12 protein-coding genes, 1 tRNA gene, 1 other RNA gene and 1 pseudogene are annotated in these 19107 nt (G+C 60.4%); 6 read left to right on the forward strand and 9 right to left on the reverse strand.

The window, feature by feature from the left end; genetic code table 11:
• From EZI54_RS01410 to EZI54_RS01435, 6 genes and pseudogenes are all read right to left on the reverse strand, one after another.
• A pseudogene (locus EZI54_RS01410) lies at positions 1-3133 on the reverse strand (hypothetical protein); the annotation flags it as partial.
• Between the two features lie 441 nt (positions 3134-3574).
• Positions 3575-4465, reverse strand: coding sequence for a transglutaminase-like domain-containing protein (locus EZI54_RS01415; RefSeq protein WP_131478308.1), 891 nt, complete (start codon positions 4463-4465; stop codon positions 3575-3577).
• A gap of 964 nt (positions 4466-5429) precedes the next feature.
• A non-coding RNA gene (locus tag EZI54_RS01420) (RtT sRNA) lies at positions 5430-5572 on the reverse strand.
• A gap of 30 nt (positions 5573-5602) precedes the next feature.
• Positions 5603-5693, reverse strand: a tRNA-Ser gene (locus tag EZI54_RS01425).
• Between the two features lie 125 nt (positions 5694-5818).
• Positions 5819-6652: a CheR family methyltransferase gene (locus EZI54_RS01430; RefSeq protein WP_131478310.1), complete on the reverse strand. Its 834-nt coding sequence runs from the start codon at positions 6650-6652 to the stop codon at positions 5819-5821.
• Between the two features lie 37 nt (positions 6653-6689).
• Positions 6690-7622 carry a chemotaxis protein CheV gene (locus EZI54_RS01435; protein WP_131478312.1) on the reverse strand — a complete coding sequence of 311 codons (933 nt, stop codon included), beginning with the start codon at positions 7620-7622 and terminating at the stop codon, positions 6690-6692.
• A gap of 211 nt (positions 7623-7833) precedes the next feature.
• Between EZI54_RS01435 and flgA the strand changes: the two genes are divergently transcribed.
• From flgA to EZI54_RS01450, 3 genes are all read left to right on the forward strand, one after another.
• Entirely contained in the window at positions 7834-8538 is a 705-nt protein-coding gene (flgA, locus tag EZI54_RS01440; RefSeq protein WP_131478314.1) for a flagellar basal body P-ring formation chaperone FlgA, read from the forward strand.
• A 135-nt stretch (positions 8539-8673) separates the two neighbouring features.
• On the forward strand, positions 8674-9000 hold the full coding sequence (gene flgM / locus EZI54_RS01445; protein ID WP_131478316.1) for a flagellar biosynthesis anti-sigma factor FlgM: 327 nt from the start codon (positions 8674-8676) through the stop codon (positions 8998-9000).
• A 7-nt stretch (positions 9001-9007) separates the two neighbouring features.
• A complete protein-coding gene (locus EZI54_RS01450) occupies positions 9008-9478 on the forward strand; it encodes a flagella synthesis protein FlgN (RefSeq protein WP_131478318.1) in 471 nt (156 codons plus the stop codon).
• An 89-nt stretch (positions 9479-9567) separates the two neighbouring features.
• Here the strand turns inward: EZI54_RS01450 and EZI54_RS01455 are convergent, their stop codons facing one another.
• The gene (locus EZI54_RS01455; protein ID WP_131478320.1) at positions 9568-10305 is read right to left on the reverse strand and encodes a cyclic di-GMP-binding domain-containing protein, MshE-related; all 738 of its coding nucleotides are present in this window, start codon (positions 10303-10305) and stop codon (positions 9568-9570) included.
• A gap of 375 nt (positions 10306-10680) precedes the next feature.
• Between EZI54_RS01455 and EZI54_RS01460 the strand changes: the two genes are divergently transcribed.
• From EZI54_RS01460 to EZI54_RS01470, 3 genes are all read left to right on the forward strand, one after another.
• Positions 10681-11286, forward strand: a complete 606-nt coding sequence (locus tag EZI54_RS01460) for a peptidylprolyl isomerase (RefSeq protein ID WP_131478637.1) — start codon at positions 10681-10683, stop codon at positions 11284-11286.
• A complete protein-coding gene (gene mnmC, locus EZI54_RS01465) occupies positions 11286-13193 on the forward strand; it encodes a bifunctional tRNA (5-methylaminomethyl-2-thiouridine)(34)-methyltransferase MnmC2/FAD-dependent 5-carboxymethylaminomethyl-2-thiouridine(34) oxidoreductase MnmC1 (protein WP_131478322.1) in 1908 nt (635 codons plus the stop codon). The genes EZI54_RS01460 and mnmC overlap by 1 nt, the downstream gene beginning before the upstream one ends.
• A gap of 133 nt (positions 13194-13326) precedes the next feature.
• A complete protein-coding gene (locus EZI54_RS01470; protein WP_131478324.1) occupies positions 13327-13959 on the forward strand; it encodes a CBS domain-containing protein in 633 nt (210 codons plus the stop codon).
• A gap of 24 nt (positions 13960-13983) precedes the next feature.
• On the opposite strand, the gene EZI54_RS01475 is transcribed toward EZI54_RS01470, so the two are convergent.
• Entirely contained in the window at positions 13984-16857 is a 2874-nt protein-coding gene (locus tag EZI54_RS01475; protein WP_131478326.1) for a hypothetical protein, read from the reverse strand.
• Positions 16858-17046: 189 nt separating this feature from the next.
• Positions 17047-19065: an NAD-dependent DNA ligase LigA gene (gene ligA / locus EZI54_RS01480; protein WP_131478327.1), complete on the reverse strand. Its 2019-nt coding sequence runs from the start codon at positions 19063-19065 to the stop codon at positions 17047-17049.
• Between the last annotated feature and the right edge of the window lie 42 nt (positions 19066-19107).

Consider the following 19107-nt stretch of genomic DNA (forward strand, 5'->3'; position numbering starts at 1 on the left):
CACCACCAACCGCGGTCAGGTTGCCAATGTGATCGGCATTGACCGTCAGGTTGCTACCGCTCGTGGCATCCAGCTGGGACACCTCCGGGACCGTCAGCTCCAGGGTCGCATTGTCCACCACCAGCTTCGGCACACTGGCGACATCCAGTTTCACTCGCGCGTTGCTGATCCGGATCTCGTCCAGTCCTTCCGGCAGGCTGTCGATCTCCGTCCAGTTGCCATTGCGGTGGCGGTTGTGGATGATCAGAATGCGCTCGCTACTGTCCTTGTCTTCCAGAAGGACCGTCCCGGCACCACCACTGCGGGTATCGTCATAATATCCATTGCCGTCGGCTGAGGTGACCGAAGCCAGATCGCCGTACAGCGTCGTGTACTGCACGTGCACTCGGCCACCGCCTCCAGCACCGTAATATCCATATCCACCTTTCGCGCCAATGGCGGCCGTTTCCGACACCCGCAACGTGCCCGCATCAATCCAGACCGAGCCGCCCGCGCCCGAGCCATAGTACTGGCCCATACCATGACTGCTGATCTGGCCCGCCAGGTCCAGGACATCCGCCCGGATCTTCAAGACCCCGCCACCGCGGACGGTATCGCTGGAACGGCCCCCATAACCCAGAGTCGCCGGCTCGGCAATCGAGCCATAACCCGCTAACGATGAGCTGTTACTGTAGTTACCGCCTCGTCCTCCGTGACTGCCTCCGACATACCGGGGCTGGCCGTCCGCTAACTGGTAGCCCGCCCCGTTGGCATCCAGTATCCCATCTTCGGCAATGACCAACTCGCCAACATCCAGATCCAGCGTGCCGCCAGTCCCGGCCTCATCCTCATAAGGCGCCAAATGCAGACGACCACCCGATCCGATTTCCAGACGGTCGTAGGTGTAGCTGCCCCCCGGTATCGTCAGGGTATAGCCTGTGACGTTCAGCGAGTTGGGATCGGCCTGTGGCCGGGTCCAGGCGCCGCTATTGTCGAAGGTGCTGTCCTGGAAGGAATAATCATCGACTGCCAGGCTGTAACCGGCTTGTTCCCAGCGGCTGCCATTGCTCAGGGTCAGCGTGTTCACTGTCATTGGCTGGCTTTGGGTCACCGTGCTTCCGGTCGCCTCGAGTGTCTCGACGTTGCTCGTCGACAAAGACACTGTGCTGCCATCCAGTTGCAGCGACGTGATGATCTCCGCCGTTAACGCCAACTCGCCACCGGCGGCGGTCAAGCTGCCGATGTGATCGGCATTGATCGTCAGGTTGCTGCCGCTCGTGGCATCCAGTTGGGACACCTCCGGGACCGTCAGCTCCAGGATCGCGTTGTCCACCACCAGCTTCGGCACACTGGGGACATCCAGCTTCACTCGCGCGTTGCTGATCCGGATCTCGTCCAGTCCTTCCGGCAGGCTGTCGATCTCCGTCCAGTTGCCATTGCGGTGGCGGTTGTGGATGATCAGAATGCGCTCGCTACTGTCCTTGTCTTCCAGAAGGACCGTCCCGGCACCACCACTGCGGGTATCGTCATAATATCCATTGCCGTCGGCTGAGGTGACCGAAGCCAGATCGCCGTCCAGCGTCGTGTACTGCACGTGCACTCGGCCACCACCACCGCCCGTCTGACGCCCATACCCACCTTTCGCGCCAATGGCGGCCGTCTCCGACACCCGCAACGTGCCCGCATCGATCCAGACCGAACCGCCGGCGCCCGAGCCATAGTACTGGCCCACACCGTGACTGCTGATCTGGCCCGCAAGGTCCAGGACATCCGCCCGGATCTTCAGGGCACCGCCACCGCGGACGGTATCGCTGTGTCGGCCGCCGTAACCCAGAGTGACCGGCTCGGCAATCGAGCCATAACCCGCTAACGATGAGCTGTTACTGTAGTTACCGCCTCGTCCTCCGTGACTGCCTCCGACATACCGGGGCTGGCCGTCCGCTAACTGGTAGCCCGCCCCGTTGGCATCCAGTATCCCATCTTCGGCAATGACCAACTCGCCAACATCCAGATCCAGCGTGCCGCCAGTCCCGGCCTCATCCTCATAAGGCGCCAAATGCAGACGACCACCCGATCCGATTTCCAGACGGTCGTAGGTGTAGCTGCCCCCCGGTATCGTCAGGGTATAGCCTGTGACGTTCAGCGAGTTGGGATCGGCCTGTGGCCGGGTCCAGTCGCCGCTGTTGCCGAACGTGCTGTCCTGGAAGGAATAGTCGTCCACCGTCAGGCTGTAACCGGCCTGCTCCCAGCGGCTGCCATTGCTCAGAGTCAGGGTATTCACCGTCATCGGCTGGCTTTGAGTCACCGTGCTTCCGGTCGCCTCGAGCGTCTCGACGTTGCTCGTCGACAAAGACGCTGTGCTGCCGTCCAGTTGCAGCGACGTGATGGTCTCCGCCGTTAACGCCAACTCACCACCAACCGCGGTCAGGTTGCCAATGTGATCGGCATTGACCGTCAGGTTGCTACCGCTCGTGGCATCCAGCTGGGACACCTCCGGGACCGTCAGCTCCAGGGTCGCATTGTCCACCACCAGCTTTGGCACACTGGCGACATCCAGTTTTACCCGCGCGTTGCTGATCCGGATCTCGTCCAGTCCTTCCGGCAGGCTGTCGATTTCCGTCCAGTTGCCATTACGATACCGGTTGTGAATGATCAGGATTCGTTCGCCGCTACCCTTGTTTTCCAACAGTACTGTTCCGGCACCACCACTGCGGGTATCGTTGTAATACCCATTGCCATCGGCTGAGGTGATCGAAGCCAGATTGCCGTCCAGCGCCGTGTACTGCACGTGCACTCGGCCACCACCACCGCCACCACCACCGCCGCCATAAACTCGTGAGTACCCACCTGTCGCGCCAATCGCGGCCGCCTCCGACACCCGCAGCGTGCCCGCATCGATCCAGACCGAACCGCCGGCCCCCGAGCCGTAGTACTGACCAATACCATGGCTACTGATCTGACCCGACAGGTCCAGCACATCCGCCCGGATCGTCAAGGCACCGCCACCGCGGACGGTATCGCTGTATCGACCGCCGTACCCCAGCGTGGCCGGCTCGGCGATCGAGCCATAACCCGCTAACGATGAGTCGTTGCTGTAGTTGCCCCCTCGCCCTCCGTGGCTACCGCCAACATAACGAGGCTGGCCGTCCGCCAAGCCATGGCCGCCGCCCGTCACACTGACTTTCGAGGTACCGTCAACGAGAAAGTCCTCTGCAATGTTTAAATCTAACCACCCTTGTTCCCCATAACTCCCCTCTGGCAAGGACACATGGCCGCCGTTGACAATGCTCAGGTTCGCAAACGCGTAACTCCCCTGGAGATATAGATGCGCGCCATCAACCTGAATGCTTTTTCCCGTGTATGCCTCATCCCCAGCTGCAATGGTTGTGTCTTCGGAGATCGTGTAGTCGAACGATGTTTCCGCCTTTGCGCTGGGCACCACGGCGATGGCACAGAGGTGGGCAAGAACAAACACAATTCCGGCTGAATAGTGGCTGGTCCGTTTACAACTGGAGATACGAGCCACGGCGGCTCTACTACTTTTCGAAAACAACATCCTGTCGACGATTCCTTTTTTCACGGCGAGGAAAGCGCTCTAGCGCATCACTGCTTTGATTCTTGAGTCAGAAACACTGAAACGGCGTTTACCCAATAGGTCTTTCCTGGATTCCAAAACAGCAAAAGCCACGTACCGACCTGGGGTGTATAGCGATTTATGATTGAAAGAATCGGCGGCATACCAGTTGCCGCCATCTTTCAGATACGCCCAGTTGTGCAAATCTTCGGAGCGAAGACGAACGCTATCTGAACTAATGGGAAACCCTACTGCTCCAATTACAGGCAACTGCTTTGTCTGAGCCAGGGCTATAAATGCACTCATCATCTCTGTGCAGTCACCTTGAAGATTGGACAAGGCATACATCGCCCCGCGATTTTCGGCGTGGTAGCTGGTCTGAGCGATGTGTTCATGCAACCAAGTCTGTGCCGCATCGGCCCATTGAGCACCCTCAGCACCAGGATGATTGTTGTCGATTTCGGCAATCACGGTGCGCAAGGTGGGATTATCCATCGGCATCAGGCGACCAGAGATTCCTTTCCCAAAGGTCAGCCCAGGCCTTTGATACCGCCAGATCTTCAACTCTGCAGTAACGTTAATAACCCGCTGTCCAAAAGGAGGAATGGCGTCAATTTGAAAGTCTAAGCTGCGATTGCCTGACGCCCCCTCATCAATGGCGAAGCCTACATTTGACCGAATCGATTCAACTTCCTGGAAAGGCGTACTGCGAATGGGAGCGAAGGCCCTAAAATGAACCTCTTCAACTACGGCATTGGAGGTGTTTTTGAGTAAAAAACTGTACCGAATAAGAACGTTGGATGCCTGCACCGAGGTGGCATGACGGTCGCCTGCCCCTTCCTCTATGAAAAGCGGGAGTACGAAAAGCACCAACATTGGGGCCAACAGTAGAGCCAATCCAATCCGCTTCACAGGTGCACCATTGCTTTCACAAGCAGATGTCGCCTAACACCCGCCAGGTTTACATCCTTTCGACCAAGAGGGTCATCCAGCGGTTGCGCATTGCAGCCACAACCAGAAAACACTGCATTGGGATAGTTGAGCGGTTCGCTGACAAGGGATGCCTGAATCTCAAAATTTGCAGCGCTGAATCGCCTGGAGAAACGAATGTTGTCCGGAACAGCTGTTGAATAATTGGGGGGCCTAACAGAACTAAAACACGAAAAGCTTTCTGATCGCTGCTTGGGGCCGGAAGGGACTCTCAGCCGCCTCAAACAGGAACGGTCGGCCCGAAACTGAAGCACCCGCTCTCCAACCGGCAAAACGGAAGGTAAGGAGAAGAAAGGAATTGTCGTTGCGGCCAACGCTCTTGTTAACCTGCTCCGCCACGTCACCACTGCATACTCCGATGCTTGGGGCGGGTATAAGGCTTACTCTCCGCCACAGTTCCATTGGAGGGAAGAAATTAACAAACGTTAAGGTTGGCATACACCACTAAACTGTCACAGATTGTAAAATCTCCAGGTTTTCGGGAACTCCATCTCGTTACTGGGCAAATCGAGACAGGAAAGAAGCACATACATTACCGGCAATAGGGAACCGTCTTCCGGTAGCAAAGTGCAGTCTCACGAACACGCCTATCAGTCTCCGGAGCACCCGGGGCGGAATTCGGCGCCAAATATTGGAACGCACCACTCACCTCTTACCCAGAGATCTCTCCGCTACGGTTAAACCTACGAAGGATCTTCCTACCTATCCAATCAGCCAAACCCGGCTCGTGAGCCGGGTCTTTTATTGGCGGAGAGGGGGGAGCCAGGCCTTCATTGCGAACATCGTTCGCAACCTGGCGAACGCCCCCGACCTCTGGGCGGGGGCTGGACGGTCACCGACCGAGCCGCCATAAAAAAGCCCGGCATTTGCCGGGCTTCCTTAAATTTGGCGGAGAGGGAGGGATTATTCGGCGCTGCGCGCCTCACCCCTTCGGGGCCGTCGTCGCTTTGCTCCGACGTTCCTACGCAGGCTTCGCCTGCTCCGGTCGAACCCGCGAGGGTTCTTCTACCCACCCAATCAGCCAATAAAAAACCCGGCTCGAAAGCCGGGTTCTTTTATTGGCGGAGAGGGAGGGATTCGAACCCTCGATACGCTATTAACGTATACACACTTTCCAGGCGTGCGCCTTCAGCCACTCGGCCACCCCTCCAATAAACGGGTTCAGATGGGCTGCCCCGATCTGAGGGCGCAAACTCTAATGGTTTTATTCGGGTTTGGCAACTCCCTTTCGATATTTTCGTGTAAAAACAACAGGGAGTGCAGTTTTTGACCAACCTACTTCTTGCGCGCCCGATAGATAATCCCCGGCTGGCACTGGACCATTTCGTAGTACTCAGGCAGCCCATTGAGGGATTCCGACGCCCCCAGGATCAGGTAGCCGCCCGGCACCAAGGCGCTGTGCATGCGGGTCAGGATGTCTTTCTTGAGGTCCGCGGAGAAGTAGATCAGGACGTTGCGGCAGAACACCAGGTCGAATTTGCCCATGATGTAGCGGTCCAGGAGGTTCAGCTCCTTGAACTCGACCATGTTCTTGATCGCGGGCTTGATCTGCCAGCCGCCGGACGGCGAGGCCGTGAAGTAGCTGCGCTGGCGCTCCGGCGAGAGGCCACGGCCGATGGCCAGCATTTCATACTCGCCGCGACGGGCCACTTCGAGGACGCTGCGGGAAATGTCGGTCGCGACGATACGGACGTCACCCCGCAGGCGCCCCGGCTTCAGCCGGCGGAACTCGTCGATCGCCATGGCGATGGAATACGGCTCCTGCCCCGTGGAGCAGGCTGCCGACCAGATGCGCAGCGGCTGGCTTCCTTTCTGCTCCGCCAGTTCTGGTAGCAGGCGCTCGTTCAGGATGCGGAAAGGATGGGTATCGCGGAACCACAACGTCTCGTTGGTGGTCATGGCGTCAATCACCACCTCTCGCAACGGGTCCCGGGGGCGCTGCAACTGCTTGATCAGGCCGCCAAGGGTGTCAAAACCGTTCTCTTCGAGGATTTTACGAAGGCGGCTTTTGACAAGGTACTGCTTGTTGTCGCCCAGCAAAATGCCGCACGCATCCTGCAGGAACGCCTTGAATGCCTCGTATTCCTGGGGAGTAATCTCTGATTTCATGGGCTCTTGCAGCGATTCCGGTCCTTCTCGGTGCGGATCATAACTGATCCAGCACTTCCATCACCCGCTCGGCGAGTTCATCAGGGCTGAACTTCGCCATGAAGTCGTCAGCGCCGACTTTCTTCACCATGGCCTTGTTAAACACACCGCTCAACGACGTGTGCAGCATAATGTACAGCGACTTCAATTGGCTGTTTTCCTTGCAGCGGGTCACCAGGGTGTAGCCATCCATTTCCGGCATTTCCACATCGGAAATCATCAGGCACAAGTGGTCACTGATGTCGGAGCCGTCGGCCGTCAGCTCTTTGACGTAGTCCAGGGCCTGTTTGCCGTCGTTACGGGTGACCACCGCCAGTCCGATTGCGGTCAGACAGCGTTCGACCTGGCGTCGGGCCACGCTGGAATCGTCCACGACGAGGACTGGACGGGTGGCGGTGCGGTCGGTTTCGGAACTGCGCCCCACCAGCTCTTCCCCCACTTCTTCCCTCAGCGGTGACACCTCTGAGAGGATCTTCTCGACATCGATGATTTCGATAAGCTGGTCATCAATGCGGGCAACGGCGGTCAGGTACACTTCGCGACCGGCCCCTTTCGGCGGCGGGGACACCTCTTCCCAGTTCAGGTTCACGATGCGGTCGACGCTGCCAACCAGGAATCCCTGGGTGCGGCGATTGTACTCGGAAATGATGACAAAGCTTTCGGCCAAATCGCTGGCGGGAATTTCCGGCATGCCGATGGCCAGGCTCAGATCGATAATCGGGATGGTCTCACCCCTTATATGCGACACTCCCCGGACGACAGAGCGACTGTTCGGGATGGACGACAGCTTCGGGCACTGAAGGACTTCCTTCACCTTGAATACATTGATCCCGTAAACCTGCCGGCCACGCAAGCGAAACAGAAGCAACTCGAGGCGGTTCTGCCCAACCAGTTGCGTTCGCTGATTCACACTATCCAATACGCCTGCCATAACGCTCGTACCTGTCTTTATTATCCGATCCGCGTCCGGAGCAATAGCTCTTGTCAACCATGTCTATCAAATCGGCACAGTTATTGCGACTTTTACCGGAAAGTGCCCGGCATCATCCGCCGGTGACGGAAAGTCGTCAATAGGCCATGGGGGTTGTCGATAGCGACCCTGCCCCCGTATTTAACCGTAAGCATAGGTCATACAGTCCAAAATGCGCATAGTCATTTTCCTCCTGGCTGCTGGCATGGCGATCACTTCGCCCTCCCATGCCGCCGAAAAAACGACGGCGGCGATGATCCGGCAGGCCGCGCAACAGTTCCTGGATCACTATGCGGCGGACCGCGAGGAAACCGGCCAGACGGTCACCTACTCCCTGGGACCACTGGATTCACGACTCAACCTGGCGGCCTGCCCTGACGGGCCGTCGGTCAGCTTCTCCAGCGATCCGACGGAAACCACACAGCCGACCCTGTCGGTGTCCTGCGATGGGCAACGGCCATGGCGTCTCTATCTGTCGACATCGCTGGAGATCCGGGGCCAGGGCCTGGTCGCAGCCCGCCCCCTCAGCCGGGGCGAGCGCATTACCGGCGACATGATTGCCACCCAGCCGATTGTCATCAACTCCGTCCGGCGCGGCGCTATCACCCAACGCGATGCGCTGGTCGGGCTGGAAGTGCGGCGCTCCGTGAATTCCGGGACGATTTTCACGCCCGACATTGTCACCCAGCCCGAAGCGGTGTCCCGGGGCGACCATGTTATTATCATTGCCCGCAGCGGCTCGATTTCGGTCCAGTCGCGGGGCAAGGCGCTTTCAGACGGGCGCGTCGGCGAACAGATCATGGTTCAGAACCTGCGCTCAGCAAAGACCTTGCGGGCCCAGGTGACCTCCCCGGGGCATGTGGAAGTCCCGATGTAAGCACGGCGGCACGTCCTTGCCGATTTCCGGCAGGGATCTGCCGCAAAAAAATATTTGCTGATTACCCTAAAGATCGATCAAAGCCGGCCGATACAAAATGTAACCGGTTTAACTCACTTATCCGCAGGTACCGTTATGACAGTTGACTTTAATGGAATTGGCCCCGGCCAGGTCAACTCCAAGACCACCTCCACGAACACCAACAAGGCCAACACGCAAACGCCGACCACGCCGACGCCAAACGAACAGGCCCGCAGCCAGGGTACTCGTCCGGACAACGTCAGCCTCAGCAGCCAGGCGCGCGACCTTAAAAAGCTGGAAGAGCAAATGAGCAGTTATCCGGAAGTGGATGACGAGCGCATCGAGCAGATCAAGGCGGCGCTGGCCGATGGCAGCTACAAGGTGGATGCAGAGAAAGTGGCCCAGAAAATGCTTGATATGGATAAAAGCATTTTCGGGTGAGTAAATCATGGCCGCCATCGATGAATTGAAAGCACTGCTACAGAAGGACATCCAGCAACTCGAACAACTGGGCGGATTGCTGGCCTCCGAGAAACAACTGCTCAAGACCTCTGACATGGCGGGGCTCGAAGCCCTGACACGGGAAAAGAACCACCTGCTCAACGAAGTCCGTGAGCGGGCCAAGCGCAAGATCCACGCGCTGGTCGCGATGGGGTTCAATCCCCGGAACGGTCAGCCCTCCACGTTTATCCGGGCCGCCGGTGTCGAAGAGCTGACGCAGCTCTGGAACGACGCCGAGAGTCGCCTGAAAGCCTGCCAGCGCCTCAACCAGGTCAACGGCCGCATCATTGGCAACCTGCAACAGCGGCTCGGCCGCCTGACCGAGATCTTCAGGGGCTGTGCCGACCAGGCCAAGCTTTACGGAGCCAAAGGGCAATCCACCGCGGTCAGTCACAAGACCGTACTGGCGAGCGCCTGATCACCAGCACGGCAACTGTCGAGCAGGTGTTAGGCCCAAGAGAGGAAAAGCCGGGCTGGACAACACACTCAGACCCGGAAATGCACGCGTTATGGCCGCGTGTAGATCGTCATGTGGGACTCAGGCGCGAAGCGGATGTTATGCAGGCTGACGTTGCCCATTGAAGGCCCCCGGGTTCCCGACACCCGGATATCGTTCATCTCCACACTTTCGATACGCTCCGGCAGCGCCATTCTCAGGCCGCCGTCGGCCAAAAGCTCCAGCCTCAGTCCATCTTCCCGGTAGTGCACACCGCTGATCGTGAGATCGGAATCCAGGAAGTTCAAAACGGGTACGAAAGTATGCGCGACGAGCTTGAGTCCCTCGATGGCGTCGGCTTTCCCGTCCTCGCCGGCGGCGACGGCATCGGGCATTCTTGAGACCTGATCGATTCGTGCCAGCAGGTCATCGGCCCCCTGGCCGGAGACCCCGCTCATCTCGGCCTCGGTCAACGGCCGGAAACCGCTGCCATCCAACATTTCACCGGAAGTGACGGCGCCCTCGGCCTTCTCCGGCGCCGCCGACGCCAACGTCACCGCCGGCTGCAGCGGTAATGTCACCATCGCCACGACGGCTGCGGCCCGGCGATAGTGCCGCTGTTGTCGCAGCGCCCGGGACAGCTCCCTTTCCGTGACCCAGCCTGACGCGACCAGCAACTCACCCAGCAGGACACCGGATGTACGTTGCTCGGCCAGTGCCTGCTCCAACTGAGCCTCACTGATGTGACCACGGTTGACGAGCAGTCGCCCGAGACGCGACTTCTCCTGGTAACCCTGATGGTTCTTCACCTGTTTCCTCCATGTGGCGGGACGCGTTTCAACGGTTTGCGAAACCACACGCAGCGCCGGGCACCGCATGCCGGATGTCGTATTCGCGTGTATCACCCCATGCAAAGCATGGATCGGGTTATCGAAGCTGTACAGAAACCGATCGAATCGATACGTAACGCCTGGTGAGACTATCGCGCCCTATTGTTGTCATTGTTCCTGCGCGGCCTGGACCGTAATCCATCATGTCCGTTTCGTGACAATCCGCAATCAACCTGCAAACGGCTGATTCGCCTGAAGTCATGCGGAATTCTGGTAAACTGGCCGACATTCCGATCAAAGCACGAGGATCCTGTCTTGACGAGTCTCCCACTCAAAAACAACGTTAAATATGCCATTGATGTGATCTTCCTCCGGGTCCTGCCCGCCGTCCTCCTGACGCTGGGCTTGGCCACGGGCGCTCAGGCGGCAAAGACCGACAACGACGCACTCCCCAAAGTACGACTCGATACAACGGAAGGCGTCATTACCATCCGCCTGCGCCCGGACATAGCGCCCAGGACGGTCGCCAACTTCCTGGAATACGTCAGGGCCGGATACTACGACGGCACGATCTTCCACCGCGTCATTCCCGGCTTCATGGTCCAGGGCGGCGGCTTCACGTCCGATATGAATCGCAAGACCACCCGTTCCCCCGTTCCCAACGAAGCCAGCGCCACGTTCGGCAATGTGCGGGGTTCCGTGGCGATGGCGCGCACCAGCGACCCCGATTCGGCCACTTCGCAGTTCTTCATCAATCTCGTCGACAACCACTTCCTCGACAAGGGCGTTCGCGGCGCCGGCTACACCGTCTTCGGCACGGTCACCGACGGCATGGGCGCCGTTGATGCCATCGGCAATGTACCTACCGGACAGCAGTCCGGCAGGGCTGACGTTCCGACGACGCCGATCGTTATCCGCTCTGCCACCGTGGTTGAGCCGGATCAGGACGCCAAACCCTGATGGGCGAGGATCTTTCCCGGTCGGTTCCTTCCCTGCCGCCAGCTATCGAATCCGCCGACCTGGAATGGCGGGACGGGCAACCGGTGTCAAAGCGATTCGGCGACGTTTACTTCAGCCGGGAGAACGGGCTGGAGGAAACCCGCTACGTCTTCCTGGCCCACAACCGGCTTGAAGAGCGCTTCCAGGCATTGCCCAGCGGTTCGACATTCGTCGTGGCGGAAACCGGCTTCGGCACCGGGCTGAATTTCCTGGCCACCTGGCTCGCCTGGCGTGAGCAGGCCCCCAACGACGCCCAGCTCCATTTCATCTCCGTGGAGCGTTTTCCGCTGACCCGCTCGGATCTTCGCCGGGCCCTCGCGCTCTGGCCGGAGCTGGAGCCGCTGGCGGACGCCCTGCTTGTGGAGTACCCGCCCCTGGTCGCGGGCACCCACCGCCTGATCTTTGACGGGGGCCGGGTGCGGCTTACCCTGTACTTCGGGGAGGCTCGAGAGGCCTGGCAGAGCCTTTCCTTCCAGGCCAACGCCTGGTTCCTCGACGGTTTTGCCCCGGCCCTGAATCCCGATCTCTGGGCTGAAACCCTGATCCAAAGCGTCGCTGAACACAGCCAGCCGGGAACGACGTTTGCCACGTTCACCGCCGTCGGAGCCGTCCGTCGCGCCCTGCAGGCACAGGGCTTTACCGTCCGCAAGGTGCCGGGATTCGGCCGCAAGCGGGAAATGCTGAGTGGCGAGCTGGACAGCGACAGCAGGCTCGATGCCATGACCGATGCAGCGAGCGCTGATGGTGAGATCCTGGTGATCGGCGCCGGTATTGCCGCGTCACTGGTGGCCCGGAACCTGGCCGACCGGGGACGGCGCGTGCGGGTGCTGTCGAAAGGTACGGGCCCGGCTGACGGCGCCTCCGGCAATCCCCAGGCTGCCCTCTATGTCAAACTCGGCGTCGATTACGGCCCCGAGACCCAACTGGCCCTGCACGCCCTGCTGCACGCCCAGCGCACCTACGCCCGCTATGACCAGCAATGCGCATCGGATGGATTCTGGCATCCCACCGGGCTCCTGCAACTGGCCACCACCGAGCAGGAAGTGTCCCGCCAGGCCCGTTTTCTTGACCGTACCGACTATCCAGCCGACGTCCTGCGCCCGGTCTCCGCCCGCGAAGCCGGCGAGCTGGCCGGTTGCCCTGTCGACCATGGCGGCCTGTGGTTTCCAGCCAGCGGTTGGCTGGCACCGGCGATGGTGTGCTCCGCCCTGCTCGATCACCCCGGCATCATCTGTGAATTCGGGTGCAAAGTGACCGGGATCGCACCACGGAATGACGCCTGGCACGTGACAGATCAACGTGGCCGGCAGTGGCGGGCGGACCAGGTGGTCATGACCGGCGGGCACGAAGTCAGCGACCTGTTGCCCGGTCCGGCCCACTACCGCTTCCGCGCGATTCGCGGCCAGGTCACGCAGTTGCCGGCGGAGGCCCTGCATGATCCGAACACGGTGCTGTGCGGTCAGAGCTACGTGAACCCGGGACATCAGGGCTATGCGGTGACCGGCGCCACCTTCGACCTGAGGGACAGTGATCCCGAAGTGCGCCCGTCCTCCCACCGGGAAAACGTCGAAAAGCTGGATAGCTGGCTGCCCGGCATCTGGCGTGATGGCGTTCACCCGCCGATCGAGACCCTTCGCGGACGCACCAGTTTCCGGTGCACCACCCATGACTATCAACCGGTTGTCGGCCCGGTTGGCGCCGGGCCGGAAGGCCTGTTCGTGCTGACGGGCCTGGGCAGCAAGGGTTTCGCTTTAGCCCCGCTGCTGGCCGAATGGCTGGTGGATCGAATCACCGGGCAACCGGCATGCCTGACCGCGGCGCTGACCGACAGGCTCACTCTTTCCCGCTGCGTGTCAGGAACCCGGTGATCGCCGGACTTCCATGGGTTGCGGATTGTTACGATAATATCATTCAGTTCCACAACTATCGGTCGATAAGCTAACGAAGGGCCCGCCCTGACCGCGGGCCTGCCTATAGCCGTTAGCAGTATGAGGATGCCCCATGCCCATATTTGTCACCGAGCCAGGACGTCCGCAGCCGACCCGTTTACCCGAGGCTGCCCGGGGGCAATCCATCGGGGTGGTGGATGAGCTCAACGAGAGCCAACCCATCCACGAGAGCCGCAATGAACCGGTCGATCCCACCCGGAGTCGCCAGCAACAGGCGGCCGTCAATCGGGCGATGGCGGAGTATGGCGAACAGGCCCAGTCCGACTCGGACCCGGCCGGCAGCTACCTGCCGGTCTCACGTATCGCTTCGGGTACGGTATTTTCACTGCCTGCCGGCGCAACACTGGTTGAGGGGCTGAAGGAAATGCAGCGCCATGACGTCCATCACCTGGTCATTACGTCCGAAAACACGGTAGTCGGTCTGGTGGACAATCGCTGGATTCTCAACTGGCTGTACCAGCACCGCGATGACGAACGGCTGGTCCGCTTCGCCGGTGTCGAACTGCCCGCCTTCCTGACGGCCACTCCGGAGACCGACGCCCATCAGTTGGCGCGCCTGATGCTGGCCCATCAACTGAGCGCCGCCCTGGTAATCGGCCCGGAGAACTTCCCCCGGGGCATCGTCACCAACACGGATTTCCTGCGACTCTATGCCGAAAATAGCGTGCAGGAAGGGAATGTTTGATCCCATCGCGCCCCTGGAGCAGCTCTAGGGACTGTTCAGCAGTTGGCCGTCGCCGTTAATCAGCAGCACATTGTAGACGCGGCTTCCTGATGCTCCGCTGGAGACCAGCGCAACGATCTCGGCGTCCTGGTAGGCCGTGAGTTTGAGCAGCTTGATATTGGCCCCCAGTGACGGATACTGCTCCCGGTCGTCTTCAACCAGTTTGGTAAAGTTGTGCTCGATCGGGTCGTCGTCCTCGTTCTCGGCGGGTTCTTCCACCACCTCGCCTTCACTGCGGATTCGCGCCAGGATCATACCGGCGCCCTGGCCCTCAACGAAGGCACCATTGCTGTTGCCACCGGCAATCATGTCGTCGTCGAACGGCGTCAAAGCCGTGAAGCTTTCTCCGGCAACATCGCCGGCGTCATTCAGGGTGATCGCCGCCTTAAAGTTGCCGGAGAGGTCGTAGGACAGCAGATAGCCTTGCCTGGACGTATCCGTTGAGTCGGTGACCAGCTCGGCAACGTACTCGTCCATATCGATATCGCGACGATACCCGAAGTTGCCATCGCCCAGCATCCAGTATGCGGAAAGCGCGATGCTGGCCGTGTTAACGGTGTCGTTCCCAGATGTACCGGCCTGGACAATGGTGGGTGAGCTTTCTGTGCCACCGGCATAGTTCGACATGAACAGGTCGCGGCCACCCAGAGGAGTGGTATCCCCCATTTGCCCCAAGGTCGTACCCGCAAGATAGGTGGTCGAGCTGGAGACGCCAAGCCCGGCGAGCGAGTCGCTGGATGACGAGCCTTGCTGGCTGGTCCAGGCGATCACCGGAGACTGGATGGAGTCCTCTGTCCTGGTGTCGATCCGTTGGGCGTAGACATCCACGCCGCCGGCCCGGACTTCACCGGCCCAGGTGCCTGTCGTTTCACCGGCAATGAAGACCCGGTTGCTGGCATTGATGCCAATCCGGAGAGGCGTGTCGTCACCGCCGGATCCGAACTGGCCATGCCAGAGTTCCGTATAATCGGCGTCGCCGGCGTCCCGGCGGAACAGGTAGACGGCTTCATCCGTTCCGCCCCGGTTACTGGCGCTATCGATGGCACCATCGGTGGTAAAGGTCAGCGCCAGCGAATTGCGCACCCGGGATGTCGTGCCGGCTTCCACCGTAGAACGCACAAAGGCCAGTTTGGGTTGCGGGTTTACGGCGCTGTCAGCGCTTATCGTGAAGGTTTTCTCCGGTGCACCGCCGAAACGATTGTAGATGTCGACCACCACGTCATAGTGGCCGTCGCCTGCATCCCGGAGCGCACTGGCCACGAACAGGCGGCCGCTGTCGCCGACAACCACGTCACTCACCGTTCTTCCCGGCGCTTCGTCACCCACCTCCAGGGGATCATCCAGCTCGTTGAACCAGACCCTCAGGTCCCCCTCACTGGCGGCGTAGTTGGCGCGACCATCCTGATAGTCCGAGTCGACACTGATGCTGAGATATTCGTCGTTGTTGTCCGGGCCATCACCGGCCGGGTCCTCCGAGGCCGGTGGCGCCGAGGAGTCGTCGATGGCCCTGACCTGGAACTGGACGGTATCCACCCCGGCCGTAAACGTCAGTTCATCGCCGACGACGTAGGTCGTTGAATTCGGCGCGTCCGGGACCAGGAATTCGTAATCCGGATCGGTGGCCGTGGCATTGTCGCTATCATTGGCCAGGCGCACCGTGTACCGGGCGTTATCCGGCTCCTGCTTCCGATCCAGCACCGCCTTGAAATTTTGTGTATCGCCTTCGTTGATGGCGCTGACACGGTGCCCTTTCAGACTCTGGAAGGTGACTGCCGGCTGATTGTCGATAATGGAGAGCGACTCTGTAATCCCACCGTTGTCGCCACCCAGTGCCACCAGGCCCTGGCGAACTTCGGTCAGTGCAATCTTGAACTGCTCGGTGGGCTCGGCAAATTTATCATCGACGACTTCCAGTCGGATAAAGCATTCGGTGATGCCTCGATCAATGGTCAGTACACCGGAGGTGTCGTCGATGACCTCGACATAGTCCGGCTGCGGCAGGCGCTCTTCGCCACCACTGCTGTTCCTGTTGCCAGCCAGGACGACGTCCTTGCCCAGTTGCGCTTGCTCCCGGTTACGCAGTGAAAACTCACAGTCCTGGCCGGATGTAGCGCCATCGTCACAGGCGGTGGGATCAAAGTCCGAGCGCAGTTCGAAGGCGATCTTCGTGGTCTGGACAGACGGCTGGTCCAACAGCACGCGAACGATCACCGGGTAGGTTTTCAGGGTCGCCGTTTCAGACCCGGAAACCGTGCCGTCGTCGTTAAAGGTGTCATAGGTGACCTGGTGCAGCCCCGTGCCCTTCATCGGCGGCATGGCGCAGGTCTCGCCGTCGCCGGCACCGTCCACGTCATCCGAGCGCTTGCCTTCCGTGAAACTATCCGCCGAGGCGGAGACGAGGTTCCGCTTCACCTCGATATCGAACGGCTGGACACCCACCCGGGAGCCATCCGTTGCCGTCAGGTTGATGTTGTTGGTGGTTCCCAGGTCCGCCTCACCGCGGTTGCCGCCGGTGACGCCCGGCACGCCGCGAATGATGATGCCCTCACGGGCCTTGTTACTGGTGTTTTCCATGGCCAGCCAGGGGGGCGCGTTGGTCAGCGAGTAGTCGAGGATGGCGTCTCCCCCGTAGGCCCCGAAGTTGTAGTAATACTCCACGCCCAGGTAGGCGGTTTGCGCGGGTCGCCCGAGAACGGTCGGGTTGTCGGGGGCCTTCTCGGTCTTGCAGCCGGCCAGCGCCATCAGCACCGGGATCAGGACAAGACCGGCTACCGGCCACCGGCATCGCCGCGGTGAGGCGTTCTCGCTTGACCATGGGAATTGGGAAAGCTCGGACCGCAAGATCGTGCTGACTCGCATGCAAACATCCATTTACCGACGTTGTTGTTGTCTTTGCGCGGCAACGACTGCACCTATCGGGGTTACAAGCCGTTACAGACAACGTCATGGTAAAGAAAATGCGATCCACGCAATCTGCACGAGTTCTCAGAATGGAGGGGTTCAGGAGGCCACGAGGACGGAATCCTCCGATTTCGCAGCCTCCGTCACTCAGACTTCCTGCGCCTCCAGGAAGGCAATAAAGTCAGCCTCACCCATCACCGGCACGCCCAGGGATTCGGCCTTGGTCAGCTTGGAACCCGCCGCCTCGCCGGCCACTACGTGGCTGGTTTTCTTGGACACACTACCGGACACTTTAGCCCCCAGCGCCTCCAGGCGCTCCTTGGCTTCCTCCCGCGTCATCTCCGAGAGGGTGCCGGTGAGCACGAACGTCTGGCCCTTCAGCGGTTTCGGTGAGGCCGATGGCTCAAGGGTCTGCCACTGCACACCGGCCGCCTTGAGCTCCTCCAGGATCTCCTGGTTGTGTGGTTGCTCGAAGAACAGGCGAATGTGGCCGGCCACCACCGAACCCACGTCCGGCACGTCCATGAGGGCGTCCTCGTCGGCTTCCATAATCGGTGGCAGGTCACCAAAGTGGGACGCCAGGCCCTTGGCGGTTGCCTCCCCCACTTCGCGGATACCCAGGGCGTAGATAAAACGCCACAGTTCCGGGTGCTTGGAGTCGGCGATGGCGTTGACCAGGTTGCTGGCCGACTTCTCGCCCATGCGATCAAGGGTCTTCAAATCGTCGACGGTCAACGAATACAGATCGGCGACGGTCTTGACCATACCCCGTTCCACCAGGATATCGATCCATTTCTCACCGAGCCCTTCAATGTCCAGCGCCCGGCGTGAACCATAGTGGCGGATGGCTTCCCGTTGCTGGGCGCCGCAATAGAGGCCGCCGGTGCAACGGGCAACGGCCTCGCCTTCCAACTGGACCACTTCGGAGCCACAAACCGGGCAGTGCTCCGGCCGCTTCACCGCTTCGGCATCTTTCGGCCGTTTTTCAGGCACCACTTTGACCACCTGCGGAATCACGTCGCCGGCCCGGCGGATAAACACCGTATCGCCCACATGCAGGTCCAGGCGCTCGATTTCGTCCATGTTGTGGAGCGTGGCGTTGCTGACGGTGACGCCACCGACGAAGACCGGCTTGAGCCGGGCCACAGGCGTGACGGCGCCGGTACGGCCGACCTGGAACTCGACCGCCTCAACCACCGTCATCTCTTCCTGGGCCGGGAATTTATGGGCGATGGCCCAACGGGGCGCCCGGGACACGAAGCCCAGTTCCCGCTGCAGCGCCAGCTCGTTCACCTTGAAGACAATGCCGTCGATTTCATAGGCCAGATCATTGCGGCGCTCCATGAGGTCTTCGTAGGCGTCCTGGCACGCCTCTACCCCAACCGCCTTGCGCATCTCGGGATTAATCCGGAAGCCCCATTCCCTGAGCTTCTGCATGCCGTCCCAGTGGTTGTCCGGAAGCAGGCTTTCATCCTCGACCGCCACGCTGTAGGTACACAGCTCCAGCGGACGGCGCGCCGTGACGCGGGCATCCTTCTGGCGCAGGCTGCCGGCGGCGGCATTGCGGGGATTGACGAATGTCTTTTCGCCCCGGTTGGCCAGGTCCCTGTTCAGCTTCTCGAACCCGGTCTTGGGCATGTAGACCTCTCCGCGCACTTCCAGCTCGGCCGGATACCCTTTGCCGCGCAGCTTCAGCGGCACTGAGGGAATGGTCCGGATGTTGGCCGTGATGTCCTCACCGGTGTAGCCATCCCCCCGGGTCGCGGCGCGGTCCAGCACGCCATCCTGGTAATGCAGGCTGACCGCCAGGCCATCGAGCTTGGGCTCGGCGACGTATTCCACCGGTTCCTCCCGCTGTAGGCGATCCCGCACACGGCGGTCGAATTCGATCATCTCTTCGGCACTGAAGGCATTATCCAGCGAGAGCATGGGGACACGATGGGCCACCTCGGCAAAGGTGTTCGAGGGCATGGCACCGACCCGCTGGGTTGGCGAATCCGGCGTCACCAGTTCGGGATGTTCGGCTTCCAGTTGCTGGAGCTCACGCATCAGTTTGTCGTAGGTGGCATCGGGTACGGCCGGTTCGTCCAAGACATAGTAACGGTAGTTATGATCGTTGATCTGATCCCGCAACTGCTCGATGCGCTGGGTTACCTTGTCTGCCATGTGTCTCCGCCTGTTACAAAAATGCCCGGTGAAAACCGGGCA

Origin of the sequence: Marinobacter halodurans, from assembly GCF_004327985.1 — a bacterium.
Taxonomy (GTDB): Bacteria; Pseudomonadota; Gammaproteobacteria; order Pseudomonadales; family Oleiphilaceae; genus Marinobacter_A; species Marinobacter_A halodurans.